Source organism: Sulfitobacter dubius (assembly GCF_900113435.1).
Taxonomy (GTDB): Bacteria; Pseudomonadota; Alphaproteobacteria; order Rhodobacterales; family Rhodobacteraceae; genus Sulfitobacter; species Sulfitobacter dubius.
The window spans coordinates 332,887-352,315 of sequence record NZ_FOPG01000001.1; the positions used below are offsets into that span (position 1 = coordinate 332,887).

At 61.4% G+C, this 19,429-nt stretch carries 22 protein-coding genes; 18 read left to right on the forward strand and 4 right to left on the reverse strand.

Translation table 11 applies throughout. From position 1 onward, the window contains the following. Positions 1–196 precede the first annotated feature (196 nt). From BM229_RS18290 to cysE, 18 genes are all read left to right on the forward strand, one after another. A complete protein-coding gene (locus tag BM229_RS18290; RefSeq protein WP_093925957.1) occupies positions 197–541 on the forward strand; it encodes a hypothetical protein in 345 nt (114 codons plus the stop codon). Continuing rightward, a complete protein-coding gene (locus BM229_RS01630) occupies positions 450–1,820 on the forward strand; it encodes a DNA-packaging protein (RefSeq protein WP_420855246.1) in 1,371 nt (456 codons plus the stop codon). Before BM229_RS18290 ends, BM229_RS01630 begins: the two co-directional genes overlap by 92 nt. A gap of 127 nt (positions 1,821–1,947) precedes the next feature. Beyond that, the gene (locus tag BM229_RS01635) at positions 1,948–3,123 is read left to right on the forward strand and encodes a phage portal protein (RefSeq protein ID WP_093925958.1); all 1,176 of its coding nucleotides are present in this window, start codon (positions 1,948–1,950) and stop codon (positions 3,121–3,123) included. Next, positions 3,116–3,331 carry a GTA head formation protein, RCAP_rcc01685 family gene (locus tag BM229_RS01640; RefSeq protein WP_093925959.1) on the forward strand — a complete coding sequence of 72 codons (216 nt, stop codon included), beginning with the start codon at positions 3,116–3,118 and terminating at the stop codon, positions 3,329–3,331. Before BM229_RS01635 ends, BM229_RS01640 begins: the two co-directional genes overlap by 8 nt. Positions 3,332–3,354: 23 nt before the next feature. After that, positions 3,355–3,975 (forward strand): HK97 family phage prohead protease, encoded by a 621-nt coding sequence (locus BM229_RS01645; RefSeq protein ID WP_093925960.1) that lies wholly within the window; start codon positions 3,355–3,357, stop codon positions 3,973–3,975. Between the two features lie 25 nt (positions 3,976–4,000). Continuing rightward, positions 4,001–5,185, forward strand: a complete 1,185-nt coding sequence (locus BM229_RS01650; RefSeq protein WP_093925961.1) for a phage major capsid protein — start codon at positions 4,001–4,003, stop codon at positions 5,183–5,185. 166 nt (positions 5,186–5,351) lie between these two features. Next, positions 5,352–5,951 (forward strand): head-tail connector protein, encoded by a 600-nt coding sequence (locus BM229_RS01655; RefSeq protein ID WP_093925962.1) that lies wholly within the window; start codon positions 5,352–5,354, stop codon positions 5,949–5,951. Next, on the forward strand, positions 5,948–6,286 hold the full coding sequence (locus tag BM229_RS01660; RefSeq protein ID WP_093925963.1) for a phage head closure protein: 339 nt from the start codon (positions 5,948–5,950) through the stop codon (positions 6,284–6,286). The genes BM229_RS01655 and BM229_RS01660 overlap by 4 nt, the downstream gene beginning before the upstream one ends. Continuing rightward, positions 6,283–6,693: a DUF3168 domain-containing protein gene (locus BM229_RS01665; protein WP_093925964.1), complete on the forward strand. Its 411-nt coding sequence runs from the start codon at positions 6,283–6,285 to the stop codon at positions 6,691–6,693. The genes BM229_RS01660 and BM229_RS01665 overlap by 4 nt, the downstream gene beginning before the upstream one ends. Positions 6,694–6,732: 39 nt before the next feature. Continuing rightward, complete coding sequence (locus tag BM229_RS01670) at positions 6,733–7,155, forward strand: phage major tail protein, TP901-1 family (RefSeq protein WP_093925965.1); 423 nt, start codon at positions 6,733–6,735, stop codon at positions 7,153–7,155. 2 nt (positions 7,156–7,157) lie between these two features. Then, complete coding sequence (locus tag BM229_RS01675; RefSeq protein ID WP_093925966.1) at positions 7,158–7,472, forward strand: gene transfer agent family protein; 315 nt, start codon at positions 7,158–7,160, stop codon at positions 7,470–7,472. Continuing rightward, positions 7,469–7,681, forward strand: coding sequence for a rcc01693 family protein (locus BM229_RS01680; protein ID WP_093925967.1), 213 nt, complete (start codon positions 7,469–7,471; stop codon positions 7,679–7,681). The genes BM229_RS01675 and BM229_RS01680 overlap by 4 nt, the downstream gene beginning before the upstream one ends. Further along, positions 7,674–8,333: a phage tail tape measure protein gene (locus BM229_RS01685; RefSeq protein WP_093925968.1), complete on the forward strand. Its 660-nt coding sequence runs from the start codon at positions 7,674–7,676 to the stop codon at positions 8,331–8,333. The genes BM229_RS01680 and BM229_RS01685 overlap by 8 nt, the downstream gene beginning before the upstream one ends. 27 nt (positions 8,334–8,360) lie before the next feature. Beyond that, complete coding sequence (locus BM229_RS01690) at positions 8,361–8,993, forward strand: DUF2460 domain-containing protein (protein WP_093925969.1); 633 nt, start codon at positions 8,361–8,363, stop codon at positions 8,991–8,993. Next, a complete protein-coding gene (locus BM229_RS01695; protein WP_244152089.1) occupies positions 8,990–9,880 on the forward strand; it encodes a DUF2163 domain-containing protein in 891 nt (296 codons plus the stop codon). The genes BM229_RS01690 and BM229_RS01695 overlap by 4 nt, the downstream gene beginning before the upstream one ends. Continuing rightward, complete coding sequence (locus tag BM229_RS01700) at positions 9,877–10,323, forward strand: NlpC/P60 family protein (protein WP_093925970.1); 447 nt, start codon at positions 9,877–9,879, stop codon at positions 10,321–10,323. Before BM229_RS01695 ends, BM229_RS01700 begins: the two co-directional genes overlap by 4 nt. Further along, the gene (locus BM229_RS01705; RefSeq protein WP_093925971.1) at positions 10,323–14,252 is read left to right on the forward strand and encodes a baseplate multidomain protein megatron; all 3,930 of its coding nucleotides are present in this window, start codon (positions 10,323–10,325) and stop codon (positions 14,250–14,252) included. Before BM229_RS01700 ends, BM229_RS01705 begins: the two co-directional genes overlap by 1 nt. Positions 14,253–14,350: 98 nt before the next feature. Beyond that, on the forward strand, positions 14,351–15,163 hold the full coding sequence (gene cysE / locus BM229_RS01710; protein ID WP_093925972.1) for a serine O-acetyltransferase: 813 nt from the start codon (positions 14,351–14,353) through the stop codon (positions 15,161–15,163). A gap of 71 nt (positions 15,164–15,234) precedes the next feature. On the opposite strand, the gene BM229_RS01715 is transcribed toward cysE, so the two are convergent. From BM229_RS01715 to pdhA, 4 genes are read right to left on the reverse strand one after another with little or no spacing between them, the layout of a single operon-like run. Continuing rightward, positions 15,235–16,593, reverse strand: coding sequence for a pyruvate dehydrogenase complex dihydrolipoamide acetyltransferase (locus BM229_RS01715; RefSeq protein ID WP_093925973.1), 1,359 nt, complete (start codon positions 16,591–16,593; stop codon positions 15,235–15,237). Between the two features lie 10 nt (positions 16,594–16,603). Next, positions 16,604–18,010 (reverse strand): pyruvate dehydrogenase complex E1 component subunit beta, encoded by a 1,407-nt coding sequence (locus BM229_RS01720; protein ID WP_093925974.1) that lies wholly within the window; start codon positions 18,008–18,010, stop codon positions 16,604–16,606. Position 18,011: 1 nt separating this feature from the next. Further along, positions 18,012–18,398, reverse strand: coding sequence for a VOC family protein (locus BM229_RS01725; RefSeq protein ID WP_093925975.1), 387 nt, complete (start codon positions 18,396–18,398; stop codon positions 18,012–18,014). Further along, positions 18,398–19,411 (reverse strand): pyruvate dehydrogenase (acetyl-transferring) E1 component subunit alpha, encoded by a 1,014-nt coding sequence (gene pdhA, locus BM229_RS01730; protein WP_093925976.1) that lies wholly within the window; start codon positions 19,409–19,411, stop codon positions 18,398–18,400. Before pdhA ends, BM229_RS01725 begins: the two co-directional genes overlap by 1 nt. Positions 19,412–19,429 lie beyond the last annotated feature (18 nt).

Below are 19,429 nucleotides of genomic sequence, written 5' to 3' on the forward strand. Positions count from 1 at the left end.
GCGGGGTTTTTGCTTGCCGACGGGGCTCTCCGCGCGGTGGTGTAAGGCTTTGTTAACACAGTTTTTCTTGACTTTGCGCACGGTCTGACGTAGGAGTTGTGGCACGCTAGAAGACATGGGCGAACGGCCCCGGGGTGACCCGGTGGTCGTTTTTTTGTGCCTGCTCGGTTGGGGAAAACCAACGAGAGGTAAAGCGATGACGATCATTACCCCGGAGCAAGAGACGCAAGACAGCGCAGAAATCCTGCGCGGTCTTCAAGAAGCAATCGGCGCGCTGCGTCGGGAAATCGAAGGTCTGACGGAACAGACCCGGTCCGGGGGGGAACTCAAGGAAACTGCGGTGTCTGGCAAAACGTCCAAAGTGGCGGGACTGCTGGCGCATTGCCTGAAAGCGGAGAACACGCTGAGTGACTGTCGAAACCGACAAGCTGGAATCGCGCGCGGGGGCTATGCCCTCGACATGGACAAAGCGCGGGCTGACATCGGGTGCAAGCTGGATCGCCTGCGCCGATGCTCTGACCCAGGCGCAGTTTCTGAATGACCTAGGTGAGGGAGAGCTTCTGGCTCTCCCTTTTTTGTTCGAGTTCTGGGCGCTGGACCATCAGCTGCCGCCTGAGGGGGATTGGCGGACATGGGTGATCATGGGCGGGCGCGGTGCGGGCAAGACCCGCGCCGGGGCGGAATGGGTGCGCAGCAAGGTTGAGGGGAGCCGTCCGCTTGATCCTGGGGAGTGCAGCCGTGTGGCGCTGGTGGGAGAGACCATTGAGCAGGTGCGCGAGGTGATGATTTTTGGCGACAGCGGCATTCTGGCCTGTAGCCCGCCGGATCGGCGGCCCGATTGGGAGGCGACGCGCAAGCGGTTGGTCTGGCCCAACGGCGCGATTGCGACGGTGCATACGGCGCATGATCCCGAAGGGCTGCGCGGGCCGCAGTTTGATGCGGCTTGGGTGGATGAATTGGCGAAATGGAAACGCGGGCAGGAGGCTTGGGATCAGTTGCAATTTGCGCTGCGCTTGGGGGAGCGGCCTCAGGTCTGTGTCACCACGACGCCGCGCAATGTGGATGTGTTGAAGGCGCTTTTGGCCGCGCCGTCCACGGTGACGACCCATGCGCCGACGGAGGCGAATGCGGCGAACTTGGCGGGGTCTTTCCTTGAAGAGGTGCGGGCGCGGTACCGCGGCACGCGGCTCGGTCGGCAGGAGTTGGACGGAGTGTTGCTGGCGGATGCGGAGGGCGCGCTCTGGACCTCGGCTTTGCTGGAAGCGGGCCGGTTGCGCGCGGCGCCGGAGTTGGATCGGATCGTGGTGGGCTTGGACCCGGCGACGACCAGCGGGGCGGGCTCGGATGAATGTGGGATCGTTGTAGTGGGCGCGCAGACCAAAGGGCCGCCGCAGGATTGGCGGGCGGTGGTGCTGGCCGATTGCACGGTGCAGGGCGCCACGCCGAACGGCTGGGCGCAGGCGGCGATAGCGGCGATGACGCGCTATGGGGCGGACCGTTTGGTGGCCGAGGTGAACCAAGGGGGGCAGTTGGTCAGTGAGGTCTTGCGGCAGGTCGATCCGTTGGTGTCGCTCAAGACCGTTCATGCGGCACGGGGCAAGGTGGCGCGGGCGGAGCCTGTGGCCGCGCTTTATGAGCAGGGGCGGGTGAGCCATTTGCCGGAGTTGGACGCGCTGGAGGATCAGATGTGTCTGATGACGGCGCGGGGCTATGAGGGCAAGGGCAGCCCGGACCGTGTCGATGCGCTGGTTTGGGCGCTGCATGAGCTGATGATTGAGCCTGCATCCCAGTGGCGCAGCCCGGGGGTGCGGAGCCTTTGACGGGGTGTTGCAGGCAGCAGCGCACGGTGGGTTTCGCGGGTTTTAAGATTTTATTGAGAAAGTTTGTCAACGCCGGGCAGCAGAAGATCACGCTGCTGCCAAGGCCGAGCAGAATGTGGAGCGACAGATGGTATTCGATTTTCTACGGCGCGGCGCGGCTGAGACGGTTGAGCAGAAAGCTTCGGCGACCGGGCCGGTTGTGGCCTATCAGACCTCGGGTCGCGTGGCCTGGAGCCCGCGGGACAGTGTGAGCCTGACGCGCTCGGGGTTCTGTGGCAATCCGGTTGGGTTTCGCTCGGTCAAGCTGATTGCCGAGGCGGCGGCGGCCTTGCCGCTGGTCGTGCAGGACGCGGCGCGGCGCTATGACGATCATCCGCTGATGTCGCTGATGCGCCGCCCGAATGCGGGGCAGGGCCGGGCCGAGTTGTTCGAGGCGCTCTACGGGCAGATGCTTCTCAGCGGTGATGGCTATGTCGAGGCGGTGGGCGGCGAGGGTGGTTTGCCGATTGAGTTACATGTGCTGCGCTCGGACCGGATGAGCGTGGTGCCGGGGGCGGATGGATGGCCGGTGGCCTATGAATATGCGGTGGGCGGGCGCAAGCATCGCTTTGACGCCAGCGGGGCGGTGACGCCGGTTTGTCATATCCGCAACTTTCACCCGCAGGACGACCACTACGGGTTCAGCCCCATGCAGGCGGCGGCGATGGCGATGGATGTGCATAACGCGGCGAGCCGCTGGTCGAAGGCGCTTTTGGACAATGCGGCACGGCCGTCGGGGGCGATTGTCTATCGCGGGGCCGAGGGGCAGGGCAAGCTGAGCGAGGATCAATATGACCGGCTGGTGAGCGAGATGGAGAGCCACCATCAGGGCGCACGGAACGCAGGGCGTCCAATGCTGCTGGAAGGTGGGCTGGATTGGAAGCCGATGGGCTTCTCGCCTTCGGACATGGAGTTTCAGAAGACTAAGGAGAGTGCGGCGCGTGAAATTGCGCTCGCCTTTGGGGTGCCGCCGATGCTGATCGGGGTGCAGGGGGATGCGACTTACACGAATTATCAAGAAGCGCATCGGGCATTTTACCGGCTGACGGTGCTGCCGCTGGCGACACGGGTGACGGCGGCGCTGACGGATTGGCTGAGCGGGTATTTGGGCGAGGCGGTGACCTTGAAGCCTGACCTTGATCAGGTGCCAGCGCTTTCTGCCGAGCGGGACGCGCAATGGGCGCGGGTGGCGGCGGCGGAATTTCTGAGCGATGCGGAAAAGCGCAGCCTGCTGGGGCTGCCGGTGGTGGCGGATCATGCATGAACCTCGGGAGATTGAGCGGTTTGAATGTGCGCCAGGGCTGCGGTTGCAGGCGCATGAGACCATCAGCGCGGTGCACCGCGAGAACATGCAGATGCGGTTTGACCGGATCGAGCAGATGATGGAGCGGCGGTTGTGGCTGACGGTTTACGGCGTGGTGGCGGTGATCCTCGCACAGGCGGTCCAATCCTTTCTGGTGGTGTCGCCGTAGCGGGCTGAACAAGAGGAAATACAATGGGTTATCAGGTGATTGACCCCGGTGCTTTGACGGGGAACGGGGGAGCTTTGTCTGCAGGGGCGGCGGGGCTGGAGCATAAATTCGCTAAGTTTGGCCACGTGGCGCCCGTCGATGGCGGGGTTGAGATCAGCGGCTATGCGAGCCTCTTTGGTGCGGCGGATCAAGGTGGCGATGTGGTTGAAGCGGGGGCCTATGCGGCCTGCCTCACGCGCGCCAAATCCGCCGGGCGCAGCATCAAGATGCTTTGGCAGCATGACCCGGCCCAGCCCATCGGTGTTTGGGACGAGGTGCGCGAGGACAGGCGCGGGCTCTGGGTCAAGGGACGAATCCTGAGCAGCGTGGCGCGGGGCCGGGAGGCGGCGGCGCTGATTGAGGCGGGTGCGATTGATGGGCTGAGCATCGGTTACCGCACCGTGAAGGCGGGCAAGAATAGCAGGGGCCAGCGGCTGCTGTCGGAATTGGAGCTTTGGGAAGTGTCGTTGGTGACCTTTCCGATGCTGCCGAACGCGCGGGTCGCGGCCAAGGGCGAGTTCAGAGCCGTCGGTGAGGTTTTGCGCGAGATGGCTGCGGCTTTTGAAGAGGCGCGGGCCGAGATGAAGCGCGGGGCCGATCAGTGATCTGCACAAAAACAGAGGAAATGTGATGAGCAAGAGCGATGCAAACGTCAGCACGAAGTCAGGCGCAGACCTGTCCCCGGCGGAGGAAGTGCGGCAGGCCGTGAATGGTTTTGTCAGCGACTTCAACGGATTTCGGGCCGAAATGAACAGTAAACTTCAACAATCAGAAGAGCGAATTGCCATGATGGATCGCAAGATGACCCTGCCTGCCCGTAGCCCACTTGGGGGCGCGATTGACCACGATACGCCGCACAAGAAGGCCTTTGATGCCTATCTGCGCAACGGCGACGATGATGCGCTTCGCGGGCTGGAGCTGGACGGCAAGTCGATGTCGACGGCGGTGAATTCGGACGGCGGCTATCTGGTTGATCCGCAGACCTCGGAGCGGGTCCAGTCGGTGTTGAATTCCGGGGCCTCGATCCGGGCGATTGCGGCGGTCGTTCAGGTTGAGGCGACGTCCTATGACGTGCTGGTGGATCATGCTGATGTGGGGGCCGGTTGGGCCACCGAGAGCGGCGCGCAGGCCGAGACGGACACGCCGCAGATCGACCGGATCACCGTGCCATTGCATGAGTTGAGCGCGCTGCCGAAGGCGAGCCAGCGGCTGCTGGATGACAGCGCCTTTGACATTGAAGGTTGGCTGGCAGGGCGCATTGCCGACAAGTTCGCGCGGGCTGAGGCGGCGACCTTTGTCAGCGGCGACGGGATCGACAAGCCGACAGGCTTTTTGAGCCATCCGTCGGTCGATAACGACGTCTGGAGCTGGGGTAATCTGGGCTATGTCCCCAGCGGCACCAACGCCAATCCCGAGGCGGATGCGATCATCGAATTGGTCTACGCCCTCGGCGCGGCTTACCGCAAGAACGCGGTCTTCGTGATGAACTCCAAGACCACGGCCAAGGTGCGCAAATTGAAAGACACCGACGGGCGCTTTCTGTGGTCGGATGGACTGGCCGCGGGAGAGCCTGCGCGGTTGATGGGCTATCCGGTGCTGGTGGCCGAGGATATGCCCGACCCGACGACAGATGCGATGGCCATCGCATTTGGTGACTTCTCGGCCGGGTACACGGTGGCTGAGCGCCCCGATCTGCGGATCTTGCGCGATCCCTTCAGCGCTAAGCCGCATGTGCTGTTTTACGCGACCAAACGTGTCGGCGGCGATGTGAGCGATTTTGCGGCGATCAAGCTGATGAAATTCGGCCTGGCGTAAGCCGGTGCTGAAGCCGGGGCCGGGGCAACTTGGCCCCGGTCCGGACGTGCGCCAGCGTGGTTGTGTTGTCTAGCTGCTCCCCTCCAACCGAGCAATGCAACCGGTGTGCGTCCGGGACTGAGCGAGTGGCCCCAAGGGGCGAGGGGCCAATTTTTGGAGACGTTCGATGATGTTGATCGAAGAAACAAATGTTCCTGGCGCCGTGCTGCCTGTGGGAGCCTTCAGAATGCATTTGCGCGCGGGCAGCGGTTTTGGGCAGGACGGTCTTCAAGACCCGGTGTTGCGCAGCTTCCTACGTGCCGCGATGGCGGCGGTCGAGGCGCGCACGGGAAAGGTGCTGATCACGCGGCGGTTCGCGCTTTCGTTGACATTCTGGCGTGATGCAGCGGCACAGGTCTTGCCCGTGGCACCCGTGCAGGAGATCGCGCAGCTCGCCTTGGTGGCGCGGGATGGGACGGAAACGCTTGTTGACCCCGGTCGTTATTGGCTGGAACGCGATGCTCAGGCACCTCGCCTGCGCAGCAGCACGGCGTCCCTTCCGCGCATCCCGAGCGCCGGGGCAGCGCTGATCAACTTTGACGCCGGGATGGGGCCTGATTGGGAAAGCCTGCCTGATGATTTGGCTCAAGCGGTGATGCTTCTTGCGGCGCATTACTATGAATACCGTGATGACACGGCGCTTGGTGAAGGCTGTATGCCCTTCGGCGTGAGCAGCCTGATTGAACGGTATCGTCGGGTGCGGGTTGGTTTTGGGGGCGCGGCATGAGCCGGCCGCATCTGAACCGCATGTTGGTGCTAGAGGTACCGCAACGGGCAAACGACGGCGCGGGGGGCTATACTGAGGTCTGGCAGCCGCTAGGAACCCTATGGGCCGAGGTGCGCGCGCGTACGGGGCGTGAGACCGTGAAAGGCGGGCTGGCGATCAGCCGGACTGGGTTCAAAATCACGGTTCGCGCGGCCCCCATTGGATCGGTCGAGCGGCCCACGGCAGAGCAGCGGTTTCGCGATGGCACACGGATTTTCGTGATCCGCGCGGTGGCCGATCACGATGTGGGCGGGCGGTATCTGACCTGCTTTGCGGATGAGGAGGTTGTGGTATGACCTATGCGCTTTCAGGGGCTTTGCAGGCGGCGATCTATGGTCATTTGCAAGATGATCCGGGGCTCACGGCCCTTATCGGTGACGCGGTCTATGACGCGATGCCGGGGGGAGACTTGCCTGAGACCTATGTGCTGCTTGGCAAAGAGACGGCAAAAGACGCCTCTGATGCGGACGCCGCGGGTGCGGAGTATCGGTTTGTCGTGTCGGTGGTCACAAGCGCGCCGGGATTCGTAACCGCCAAGAATGTTGCTTCGGTGATTTGCGACCTGCTGCATGGGGCAGTGCCCGTGCTTAGCCGCGGCCATATCGTTGATATGACTTTTCAAAAAGCCGCAGCGCGGCGGATCGATGGAGCGGCTGGCAGGGAGATCGACCTTCAGTTCCGCGCGCGGCTTGCGGACGCATAAGGCTTCACAGTTTCAAGATAGTTGCGAGGAGAGAGAGAGATGGCAGTTCAAGCGGGCAAAGACCTTTTGGTCAAAGTGGACATGACCAGCGACGGTCAGTTTGAAACGATCGCCGGGCTACGGGCCAAGCGGGTGAGTTTTAACGCGGAAACGGTCGATGTGACCTCGCTCGATTCCAGCGGTGGTTGGCGGGAGTTGCTGGTGCGGGCGGGCGTGCGCTCGGCTGCAATCAGTGGCTCTGGGGTGTTTCGCGATGCGGGCACGGACGAACGTGCGCGACAGCTGTTCTTTGATGGTCTGACACCGGATTATCAGATCATAATCCCCGACTTTGGGGTAGTGCAGGGGCCTTTCCAAGTTTCGGCGTTGGAATATGCCGGATCGCTAAATGGTGAGGCGACGTTTGAACTGAGCCTCCAATCGGCGGGTGAGTTGACCTTTACCCCCGATGTGGCGGGCTGAGCGTGAGCAATCCATGGCGCGGTGAAGTGGGTTTGGTGATCGACGGGCAAGGCTATGAGGCGCGGCTGACCCTTGGCGCATTGGCTGAGCTGGAGGTCGCGTTGGGGGCTGACAGTTTGGTGGCATTGGTTGAGCGGTTCGAGAGTAACCGCTTTTCAAGCCGGAATGTTCTGGCGTTGCTGCTTGCCGGGCTAAGGGGCGGCGGGACGGTGATGGATGCGGCAACCCTTGAACATGCGCGGATTGAGGGTGGGCCGATGGCGGCGGCGCGGGCGGCAGCGGAATTGTTGGCGCGGGCATTTTCGGTGCAAGCGTGAGCGATGGGCGTGGTTTTGATTGGCCGGCGTTGCTGCGGGTTGGACTGTCTCGACTGGGCCTGCGCCCGGCGGAATTCTGGGCGCTGACACCAGCGGAGCTGCAGTTGATGTTAGGGCCTCCGGCTGAGGCGCCACCGCTTTTGAGCCAAGGATTGGCAGCACTGATGGCCGCGTACCCGGATAAGAAGAGAGGGGCCGAGGATGGCTGATTTCGAAGATTTAGAAAACCTTGAGGGCCGCGCTGACGGGCTAAACGAGACATTGGCGCAAACCAGCGGTCTCGTGTCGGGTTTCGGCGGGGAATTGCGGCGGATGCAGAGCGCGCTCTCGGCCACGGGTAAAGACATGGCGGCCCTTGAGCAGGGGCTAAGCCGTGGTCTGCGGCGCGCGTTCGACGGGGTGGTTTTTGACGGCGCAAAGCTGTCAGAGGTGCTGACCGATCTGGCCAACTCAATGATCCGCTCGACCTATAACGCCGCAATGCGGCCAGTTACGGACCATTTCGGCGGGCTGATCAGCGAAGGCGTGGGCGGGATCGTAGAGGGGATATTTCCTTTCGCCAACGGTGCGCCGTTTTCCCAAGGGAAGGTCATGCCATTCGCACAAGGCGGGGTGGTGACGTCGGCCACGGCCTTTCCCATGCGGGGGGGCACAGGCGTCATGGGTGAAGCCGGGCCAGAAGCGATCATGCCGCTGGCCCGTGGAGCAGATGGCAAGCTGGGTGTGCGTAGTGCCGGCGGGGGGTCTACCACTATCGTGATGAACATCACCACGCCGGATGTGCAGGGCTTTCAACGCAGCCAAAGCCAGATCGCCGCGCAGGTGAGCCGAGCGCTCAGCGCGGGCAACCGCAACCGCTGATCCGTTGAAGAACGAGAGGAGCAGACCATGCAATTTCACGATGTCAGATTTCCACCCTCGCTGAGCTTCGGCTCGGTCGGCGGGCCACAGCGACAAACGGAGGTGGTGACGCTGGCCAATGGCTATGAGGAGCGCAACACGCCGTGGGCACACTCGCGTCGTGTCTATGATGCAGGGCTGGGGATGCGATCCATTGATGACATTCAAACACTGATTGCATTCTTTGAAGCGCGTATGGGGCAGATGTATGGGTTCCGCTGGAAGGATTGGGCCGACTTCAAGTCGGGCAAGGCGGCGCTTCCGGTGGCCTTTGATGATCAGAGTATTGGTCGCGGCGACGGGGCCTCGGCCAGCTTCCAGATCGTTAAGACTTACCGTTCGGGCGCGCAGAGCTACCGCCGTCCGATCATCAAACCAGTCGTCGGTACAGTGCGTGTGGGGGTGGAGCAGGATGAGTTGCAAGAAGGTGTGGAATATGAGGTCGACGCCAGCACGGGGATCATCACCTTCGCCCACCCGCCTGATCCCGGGATGGAAATTTTTGCGGGATTTGAGTTCGATGTGCCGGTGCGTTTTGATACGGACCGCATTCTTACGTCGGTAGAAAGTTTTCACGCCGGGCAGGTGCCGAACGTTCCAGTGATTGAGGTGCGGGTGTGAGGGCGGGGATAGAAGCCGGATTTGCTGGGCATATCGCCAGCGGTGTCACGACGCTTTGTCATTGCTGGCAAGTAACGCGCCGCGATGGGGTGGGGTTTGCATCTACCGACCATGACGTGGCGCTGCATTTTGATGGTGTTACGTACCGGGCGAATGCAGGGCTGAGTGCGCAGGCACTGGCGCAGACCAGTGGCTTGTCTGTTGATAATACCGAAGCGCTTGGCGCGCTGTGTGACGATGCGATCCGTGAGGATGAGATTGAACAGGGGCGCTTTGGTCGGGCGGAGGTACAAGCGTGGCTGGTAAACTGGGCGGAGCCATCACAACGGGTGTTACAGTTTCGCGGGTCCATTGGCGAATTACGCCGCGCAGGCGGCAGTTTTCGGGCTGAGTTGCGCGGGCTTACCGAACCGCTGAATCGGCCCTTAGGACGTGTCTATCAAAAGCCTTGTTCGGCGGTTCTGGGCGATGGCAAATGCCGCTTTGACCTTTCCACATCGGGCTACATCGCTGAGCGGGTGATTGAGGCCGCGCAAGAGGCGCAGTACTTTCGCTGGGGTGCATTTCTGGGGTTTGAAGAGGGTTGGTTTGCCCGCGGAAGGCTGGATGTACTCGACGGTCCGGCGGCAGGGCTTTGGGGTATGATCAAGCTGGATTACTTCAAAGGGGCGGAGCGTGTCGTTGAGCTATGGGAGCCGATCCGCGGGCCACTGCCAGAAGGCGCGGCGGTACGGCTCACAGCGGGCTGCGACAAGCGGATGGAAACCTGCCGGTTAAAGTTCAACAATCTGATAAATTTCCAAGGTTTTCCCGATCTCCCGAACGAAGATTGGATGATGGCGGTGCCCCGTTCCGACGGAGCCAACGGCGGCGGTTCTCGCAGATGAGTGCGGCTGGCGAAAGGCTGGTCTGGGCTGCGCGGCAGTGGATCGGCACGCCCTATGTGCATCAGGCCGCGACCAAGGGGGCGGGCTGCGACTGCCTTGGGCTGCTGCGGGGGGTATGGTCCGAGTTGCTAGGCTGCGAGCCTGAGGCAGTGCCGCCCTATTCGATGGATTGGTCCGAGCCGCAGGGCGAAGAGCAACTTTGGGCGGCGGCACTACGGCATATGACGGCAAAGGGCGATGATGGGGCCGCGCGAGGTGATGTGTTGCTCTTTCGGATGCGTCAAGGTGCGGTGGCAAAACATCTTGGGGTGCAGGCAAGCATCGGTGATCGCCCAAGTTTCATTCATGCCTATGCAGGGCATGGGGTGGTTGAAAGCCCGCTCAGCGCACCTTGGCAGCGGCGCATCGTGGCGCGTTTCATATTTCCTGAGGAGGTCTCCTGATGGCGACGATTGTTCTTTCGGCAGCGGGTGCAGCGGTTGGCGGCTCTATTGGGGGCACGCTGGCGGGGCTGTCTTCAGTCGCGGTGGGCCGTGCGGTTGGCGCAACCTTGGGACGTTTGGTAGACCAGCGGTTGCTGGGTCAAGGTGGGCAGGCCGTTGCGACAGGCAAGGTCGATCGTTTCCGGCTAACCAGCTCAGGCGAAGGTGCTGCGATCGCTCAGCTTTACGGGCGGCTACGGTTGGCGGGTCATGTTATTTGGGCCTCGCAGTTCCAAGAGACCGTCAATGTTAGCGGCGGTGGTAAAGGTGGTCCATCGACGCCGAAAACGACTGACTATAGCTACACTGTCAGTCTTGCCATTGGGCTTTGTGAGGGGGAAATCACCAGCGTAGGTCGCATCTGGGCCGATGGGGTGGAAATTGCCCCTGATGATCTGAACATGCGTGTCTATTTGGGCCAGCCAGACCAGCAGCCTGACCCGACCATGGCCGCAATTGAGGGGGCGGATCAGGTGCCTGCCTATCGCGGCACGGCCTATGTAGTGATGGAGAATTTGCCACTGGCGCAATTCGGTAACCGCGTGCCGCAGTTTTCTTTCGAGGTGATGCGACCTGAGCAGCCCGCCGCGCCGGGATGGGAGCATGTGCCTGCCTTTGGGGTTCAAGGTGTCGCTTTGATCCCCGGCACGGGAGAATATGCGCTCGCGACAACGCCGGTGCATTATTCAGATGGTCCCGGCAGTCGCTGGAGCGCAAATGTGAACACGCCCGCCGCAAAGACAGATTTTTCCGTGGCGTTGGAAAATATGACGGAAGAGTTGCCAAATCTAGAGGCGGCCTCTCTCGTTGTGTCTTGGTTCGGCAGTGACCTGCGGTGTGGGGAATGTCGTCTGCGGCCCAAGGTAGAAGACCCGGCCATTGATGGGGAGAACATGCCTTGGCAGGTGTCTGGCGTGACGCGTGCAACTGCGGAGGTGATCGCCCAGCAAAATGAGCGTCCGATCTATGGCGGAACGCCTGCGGATGCGGCGGTCATCGAGGCCATTCAAGCGCTCAAATCGGCAGGCAAGGCTGTGATGTTCTACCCGTTCATCTTGATGGATCAAACCGTAGGCAACGGCTTGCCGGACCCCTACAGTGATGCGCAAGACCAGCCGCGCCTGCCATGGCGGGGGCGGATCACCCTCTCGGCGGCGCCGGGGCGCCCCGGCGGCCCGGATGGCACGGTAACGGCAGATGCAGAGGTGAGCGCCTTCTTCGGCAGTGTCACGGCGGCGGATTTTGCGGTTACGCAGGGCACGGTAAGCTACAATGGCCCTGAGGAATGGACCCTTTCGCGGTTTATTCTGCATTATGCGGCGCTTTGCGCGGCGGCAGGCGGGGTTGAGGCCTTTTGCATATCTTCGGAAATGCGCGGGCTGACGCAGATACGTGGGACGGCGAATAGTTTTCCCGCTGTGGTGGCATTGCGGATGCTGGCGCGAGAGGTGCGTGCATTGTTAGGGCCAGAGGTCAAAATCAGCTATGCCGCTGACTGGTCTGAGTATTTCGGCTATCAGCCACAGGATGGCAGCGGCGATCTCTACTTCCATCTTGATCCGCTTTGGGCCGACGAGGACATCGATTTCATTGGTATCGACAATTATATGCCACTGGCCGATTGGCGGGATGAGGCGGGGCATCTGGATGGAGCGCAATGGCCCGCCATCTATGATGTCGATTATCTGCAATCCAACATCGAAGGTGGCGAGGGCTATGACTGGTACTACCATTCGCCCGAGGCCCGCGCCGCACAGATCCGCACGCCGATTACAGATGGGGCACATGATGAACCTTGGGTTTACCGCTATAAGGACCTGCGAAATTGGTGGGAGAAACATCACCATCAGCGCATAGGCGGAGAGCGCCAAGCCGCGCCAACGGATTGGCAGCCGATGTCGAAGCCGATTTGGTTCACAGAATATGGTTGTGCCGCGGTCGACAAAGGGGCGAACCAACCCAACAAATTCCTTGATTTGAAGAGTTCGGAAAGCGCATTGCCGCATTATTCTACGGGCGCGCGGGACGATCTGATGCAGATGCAATATCTGCGTGCAATGTCGGAATACTGGCGCGATCCGGCGCATAATCCGACCTCAACGGAATATAGCGGGCCGATGCTTGATATGTCCCGAGCGTTTGTTTGGGTTTGGGATACGCGGCCCTTTCCATTCTTCCCCAATAACGTCGATCTTTGGAGTGATGGCGAGAATTACAGCCGAGGCCATTGGCTGAATGGACGTGCCTCGGCTCGGTCGCTCGCTTCGGTTGTGAGTGAGATTTGCCGCAGGGCGGGGGTGGAGCATTTCGATACGTCACAGCTGTTCGGCTACGTGCGCGGCTATGCGGTGACCGAGGTCAGCGAAGCGCGCGCGGCGTTGCAACCGCTTATGCTGCGCTATGGGTTCGACGCGATTGAACGCAATGGCGTGCTGCACTTCCGCCTGCGAGATGGGGCGAATCCAGCGCCAATTGACCGTGATCGGTTAGCCGTAAGCCCTGACCTTGACGGTTTGACCGAACAGTTGCGCGAGGCGGAGGCCGAGGTTTCGGGGCGTGTGCGATTGCGTTTTGTTCAGGCAGATGCGGATTTCGACGCGATCTCGGAAGAGGCGGTTCTGGCGGACGAGGCGACCCACGCGGTAAGCGGCACCGAGCTAAACATGGCGCTGACACGCGGCGAGGGGCGGCAGGTGGCCGAGCGTTGGCTGACCGAAGCGCGCATCGCACGCGAAACGTTACGGCTATGTCTGCCGCCGTCGCAGATGGCTGTGGGTGTCGGGGATGTGATCGAACTGCCGGGCGACGGCGCAGAGGGGCCGGGGCGCTACCGGATTGACCGCGTTGAACAGGTCGGGGCCATGCTGATAGAGGCCACCCGGATCGAACCCGAAGTCTATGATCCCGCACCGCTTGAGGAAGAGCTGGCAAGCCTGCGGCCTTTTGTACCTCCGCTGCCCGTTTGGCCCCAATTTATGGATTTGCCACTAATGCGGGGTGATGAAGTGCCACATGCGCCGCATCTCGCTGTTACCGCAGCGACTTGGCCGGGATCCGTCGCGGTCTATCGCTCGACGGTGGATGCAAATTACGCGCTTAACGCCATTGTGCCCAGCCGATCAATCATAGGTGTTACACGATCGCCGCTTTATACGGCGCGGCCCGGGCTGCCGGATGCGGGGCCGGTGCTGGAGGTTGAACTGACCAATGGCACGCTTGAATCGGTTAGTAAGGAGGCGCTGTTGAACGGCGCGAACCTTGCCGTCATTGGTGATGGCAGTACCGGCAATTGGGAGTTGTTTCAGTTTCAGGAGGCACAGCTTGTCGCTCCGCTGACCTATTGGCTCAAGGGTCGTCTGCGCGGGCAGGCGGGCAGCGATGGGTTGATGCCGGAGGTTTGGCCTGCGGGGTCGACTTTTGTCCTGATGAACGGCACGCCGCAACAAGTTGAACTCAGCCCACATTTGCGGCGGGTGGCGCAGCACTACCGGATTGGCCCGGCACGGCGACCAGTGGATGATCCGTCCTATGTGCACCAGGTTCAAGCCTTCGACGGGAAAGGCCTGCGCCCCTTCAGCCCTTGTCATCTGCGCGCAAAAGTCGCGCCGAATGACGACATCGCGATCAGTTGGGTGCGTCGGACACGCATTGACGGCGATCCGTGGGAGGGGCCGGACGTGCCGCTTGGTGAGGAGAACGAACAATACCTTCTACGGGTCTTTGATGGCACGGAGCAACTGCGAGAGGTGCTGCTTACTGCGCCCACTTGGACCTACAGCCGTGCCGAGCAAGCAAGCGATGGTATCAGCGGTACATTAGAGGTCACGGTCGCGCAGGTTTCTGCAACCTATGGCGCGGGGTTGGCAACGCGCCTTGCGGTGCCGGGGTAAGCCCCCGCGTTATCACGTTTTTGAGCATGGGCGGATTTACAAATGGTCCTGCGCTATTGCATGAGCTACCTTAGCGGCAGAGCGAAGGAGCCCGTGACATGGCACAGACACGCAGAAATATCTCGAAAGTGGACCCGGTGTGGGACCAAATTCAGCAAGAAGCCGAAGATGCGGTGCGTGATGAGCCGTTGATCGGCGGCTTTGTTCACGCCTGTATCCTGCATCATAAATCCATCGAGAACGCGCTTTCTTATCGCATCGCTGCGAAGCTGTCGTCGAACGAGATGTCGATGATGGTCGTGCGCGAAATGGTAGAAGAAGCCTATGCCGAAGACCCCGACCTCGTCGCCGCAGCGCGCGCTGATTTGGTGGCGATCTATGACCGCGATCCCGCCTGCCATCGGCTGTTGCAGCCGATCCTATATTTCAAAGGGTATCAGGCGGTGCAGGCCTACCGGGTTGGTCATTACCTCTATGCCAAGGGCAAACGCGATTTGGCCTATTTCATCCAAATGCGGGTGAGCGAGATTTTCGGCGTTGATATCCACCCGGCGGCCAAGATGGGCAAGGGCATTATGATTGACCACGCGCATTCCATCGTCATCGGTGAGACGGCGGTGGTGGGCGACAACGTCTCGATGCTGCATTCGGTGACCCTTGGCGGGACCGGCAAGGAAGAAGAGGACCGTCACCCCAAAATCGGGAACGGCGTTTTGATTGGCGCAGGCGCGAAGGTGTTGGGCAACATCACCATCGGCCATTGCAGCCGGATCGCGGCGGGCTCGGTGGTGCTGGAGCCTGTGCCTGCCTGCAAAACTGTCGCCGGGATTCCGGCGCGGATCGTGGGAGAGGCGGGCTGCGATCAGCCGTCGATGTCGATGAACCATCTTTTTGGGCCGGACAGCGAATAGGCCCAGACGCCAGCTTTGCAATAAAAAAGCCGGGGCATGCCCCGGCTTTTTTATTTCGTAGAGTGCGGGCCTTAGGCCAGCATAATCATCGGATTTTCGAGGTTCTCGACGATCGCATTCAACAGCTGCGCACCGAGGGCACCGTCGATGACACGGTGGTCGACCGATAGGGTTACGGACATGACCGTCGCTGCGGTGATCTCTCCGTCCTTGCCGATGATCGGCTTTTTGACACCCGCCCCCACGGCAAGGATCGCGCCATGCGGCGGGTTGATGACCGCATCGAAATTGTCGATGCCGAACATGCCCAAGTTGGAAATCGCAAAGCTGCCGCCCTGATATTCATGCGGCGCCAGCTTGCGGTCGCGGGCGCGGGTGGCAAGGTCTTTCATCTGCGCCGAGAGGTTCGAGAGCGACTTGGTGTCGGCATCCTGTAGGACCGGCGTGAAAAGCCCGCCTTCGATCGCCACGGCAACGGCCACATCTGAGGGTTTCAGCTTGAGGATGCGATCCCCGGCCCAGACAGCATTGGCATCGGGCACCGATTGCAGGGCCAGCGCGCAGGCTTTGATGATGAAGTCGTTGACTGAAAGCTTCACACCCCGTGCTTCCAACTGCTTGTTCAGATCGCTGCGGAAGGAAAGCAGCGCGTCGATCTGGATGTCGCGGCGCAGGTAGAAATGCGGCACGGTTTGTTTGGCTTCGGTAAGACGCGCGGCGATGGTCTTGCGCATGCCATTGAGGGTGACTTCCTCGTACTCGCGGCCTTCGTACATCTTGGCGACCGCATCGGCAGAGGGGCCGGTGGCAGCGGCTTGGGCGACCGGGGCGGCATCTTTGGCAGGTGCCGCGCTGTCGGATTTTGCCGCAGTCGGCTGTGCGTTTTCGACATCCGCTTTGACGATCCGACCGCGCGGGCCGCTGCCGTCGATTTGCGACAGGTCCAACCCCTTGTCGGCGGCGATCCGGCGGGCGAGGGGGGAGGCGAAAATGCGCTCGCCCTTGTCGTCCTTGGGGGCGGCGGGGGCTTTGGCGTCGCTCTTGGTCGGTGCGTCATTCGCATCCGTCGCACCACGGCCAAAGCCCGCTTCGGGCGTCTCGGCTTCGGCTGCTTTGGGCGCTGCTTCGGCCTGAGGCTTCTCTTCTTTGGCCGGGGCGGAGGATGTATCGATATCGTCGGCGCTTTCACCTTCTTCGAGCAGCACGGCGATTGGTGTGTTCACCTTCACGCCCTCGCTGCCTTCCTCGATCAAGATCTTGCCGATGGTGCCCTCGTCGACGGCTTCGAACTCCATCGTGGCCTTGTCGGTCTCGATTTCAGCCAAGATGTCTCCAGAGGAGACTTCGTCGCCCTCCTTGACCAGCCATTTGGCGAGCGTGCCTTCCTCCATCGTGGGGGACAGGGCGGGCATGAGAATTTCTGTGGGCATGATCCGCTCCTTACCGGTAAGTGACTTTGCGCACGGCTTCGATCACCTCGTCGGTGGTGACCAGCGCGTGTTTTTCAAGGTTGGCAGCATAGGGCATGGGCACGTCCTTGCCGGTGCAGGTGATGACCGGGGCGTCGAGATAATCAAACGCCTCTTGCATGATCACGCCGCTGATGTAGCCACCGACGGAGCCCTGCGGCCAGCCTTCTTCGACGGTGACGCAGCGGTTGGTCTTCATCACCGATTTCAGGATCGTGTCGGTGTCCATCGGGCGCAGGGTGCGCAGGTCGATGACCTCGGCCTCGATCCCGTCCTCGGCCAGTTTCTCGGCGGCTTCCAGCGCGTAGGTCATGCCGATGCCGAAGCTGACGATGGTCACGTCTGAGCCTTCGCGCCAGATGCGGGCTTTGCCGAAGGGGACGGTGTAATCCTCGACATCCGGCACGTCAAAGCTGCGGCCATAGAGGATTTCGTTTTCAAGGAAGATCACCGGGTTCGGGTCACGGATCGCGGTTTTCATCAAGCCTTTGTAATCGCTCGCCGAATAGGGCATCGCGACCTTGAGGCCGGGGATCTGCATGAACCAAGCGGCGTAGTCCTGAGAGTGCTGCGCGCCGACGCGGGCCGCCGCGCCGTTGGGGCCACGGAAGACCATGGGCGCGCCCATCTGGCCGCCGGACATATAAAGCGTCTTGGCCGCAGAGTTGATGATCTGGTCCATCGCCTGCATGGCGAAGTTGAAGGTCATGAACTCGACAATCGGGCGGAGACCGCCAAAGGCCGCACCAACACCGATCCCGGCAAAGCCATGTTCGGTAATCGGCGTGTCGATCACCCGTTTGGGGCCGAATTCGTCCAGCATCCCTTGGGTGATCTTATAGGCGCCTTGGTACTCGGCCACTTCCTCGCCCATGAGGAACACATCCTCGTCGCGGCGCATTTCTTCGGCCATGGCATCGCGCAGCGCTTCGCGCACGGTCTGCTGCTTCATCGCCGTGCCTTCGGGCCAGTCGGGGCTGGTGTCGGGCTCGGGCTGTTTCTTGCCCTCGGCGGGGGTGGCGCGCCCGCCTTCATTATCGCCGTCGTCCGAGGATTTGGCCTGTGCGGGTTTGGCGTCCTCGCCATTGTCCTCGGCGGGGGCCGATGTCGCGCTGTCGATATCGTCGGCGCTTTCGCCTTCTTCCAGCAGAACGGCGATAGCGGTGTTCACCTTCACGCCTTCGGTGCCTTCCTCGATCAGGATTTTGCCGATGGTGCCTTCGTCCACGGCTTCGAATTCCATCGTGGCCTTGTCGGTTTCGATCTCGGCCAGAATGTCACCAGAAGAGACTTCATCGCCTTCCTTGACCAGCCATTTGGCCAGCGTGCCTTCTTCCATGGTAGGGCTGAGGGCGGGCATAAGAATTTCGGTTGCCATATCAGTTTTTCTCCGCAGGAGTAATCATTCCGACGACGTTGCCTTGGCCGTCCTCGACATAGGCGCAGCGGCCGATGCCCGGAAAATCTGTGGGGGGAAGGGCCTCGGCCCCGCCGTTATCAAGCGCCCAGCGATAGCGGGCGTCACAGTCTTCGACCTCAAAAGTCATGGTGCCGCCACGGATCGGGCCGCCAGCAGTTGGGGTCGCGTCACCGCGTGTCATCATGCCACCGGTCAGGCCTTTGCCCGTGCCGATGTCCCGGCCTTCGATCAGGTGATAGGAAGCGTCTTCGCCCCCCTCCATGGGAGAAAATTCCCAACCAAACAATCCGGCATAGAAAGTTTTGGCGGCCGCGACGTCGCTTGCGTGGATCTCGAAATGCGGCATCAGGCTTCGGCCTCCTGCGGAACTTCGGTTGCGTAGATATCGGTCCAAAGCTCTTCGAGCGCAGGCTCGGGGCTTTCCTTGGCGAAATCGGCGCTCTCGTTCACGATCTTCTTGATCTCTTTGTCGATGGCCTTGAGGTCGTCTTCGCTGGCGTGATTACCTTCGAGCAGCAGGGTGCGAACCGACTCAATCGGGTCACGCTCGTCGCGCATCTTTTGCACTTCCTCGCGGGTGCGGTATTTCGCGGGATCGGACATGGAGTGCCCGCGGTAGCGGTAGGTCTTGATCTCCAGAATATACGGCCCGTTCTCGCGGGCGTGGGCCACGGCCTTCTGACCGGCCTCTTTCACCGCCAGCACGTCCATCCCATCGACCGCCTCACCGGGGATGCCAAAGGCTTTGCCGCGCTCCCAAATCTCGGCCGAGGAGGTCGACCGCTGCTGCGAGGTGCCCATGGCGTATTGGTTGTTTTCGATCACGAAGATCACCGGCAGTTTCCACAGCGCGGCCATGTTAAAAGTCTCATAGACTTGGCCTTGGTTCGCCGCACCGTCGCCGAAATAGGTGAAGGTGACGCGACCGTTGCCTTTATACTGGTCAGCAAAGGCCAGACCCGCGCCCAGAGGTACCTGCGCCGCAACAATACCGTGGCCGCCGTAGAAATGTTTCTCTTTCGAGAACATATGCATCGAGCCGCCCTTGCCCTTGGAGTAGCCACCCTCGCGGCCCGTCAGTTCGGCCATGACGCCGTTTGGGTCCATGCCACAGGCCAGCATATGGCCGTGATCGCGGTAGGAGGTGACGCGTTTGTCGCCTTCCTCAGCCGCGGCCTCAAGGCCGACAACAACCGCTTCTTGGCCGATATAAAGGTGGCAGAACCCGCCGATCAGCCCCATGCCGTAAAGTTGCCCGGCTTTCTCTTCGAACCGCCGGATCAGCAGCATGTCGCGGTAATAGTTGCTTAACTCCTCCGCAGAGACATTGGGTTTCTTGCTCGATTTCTTCACGGCCATGGACGTCTCCTCCGTCGG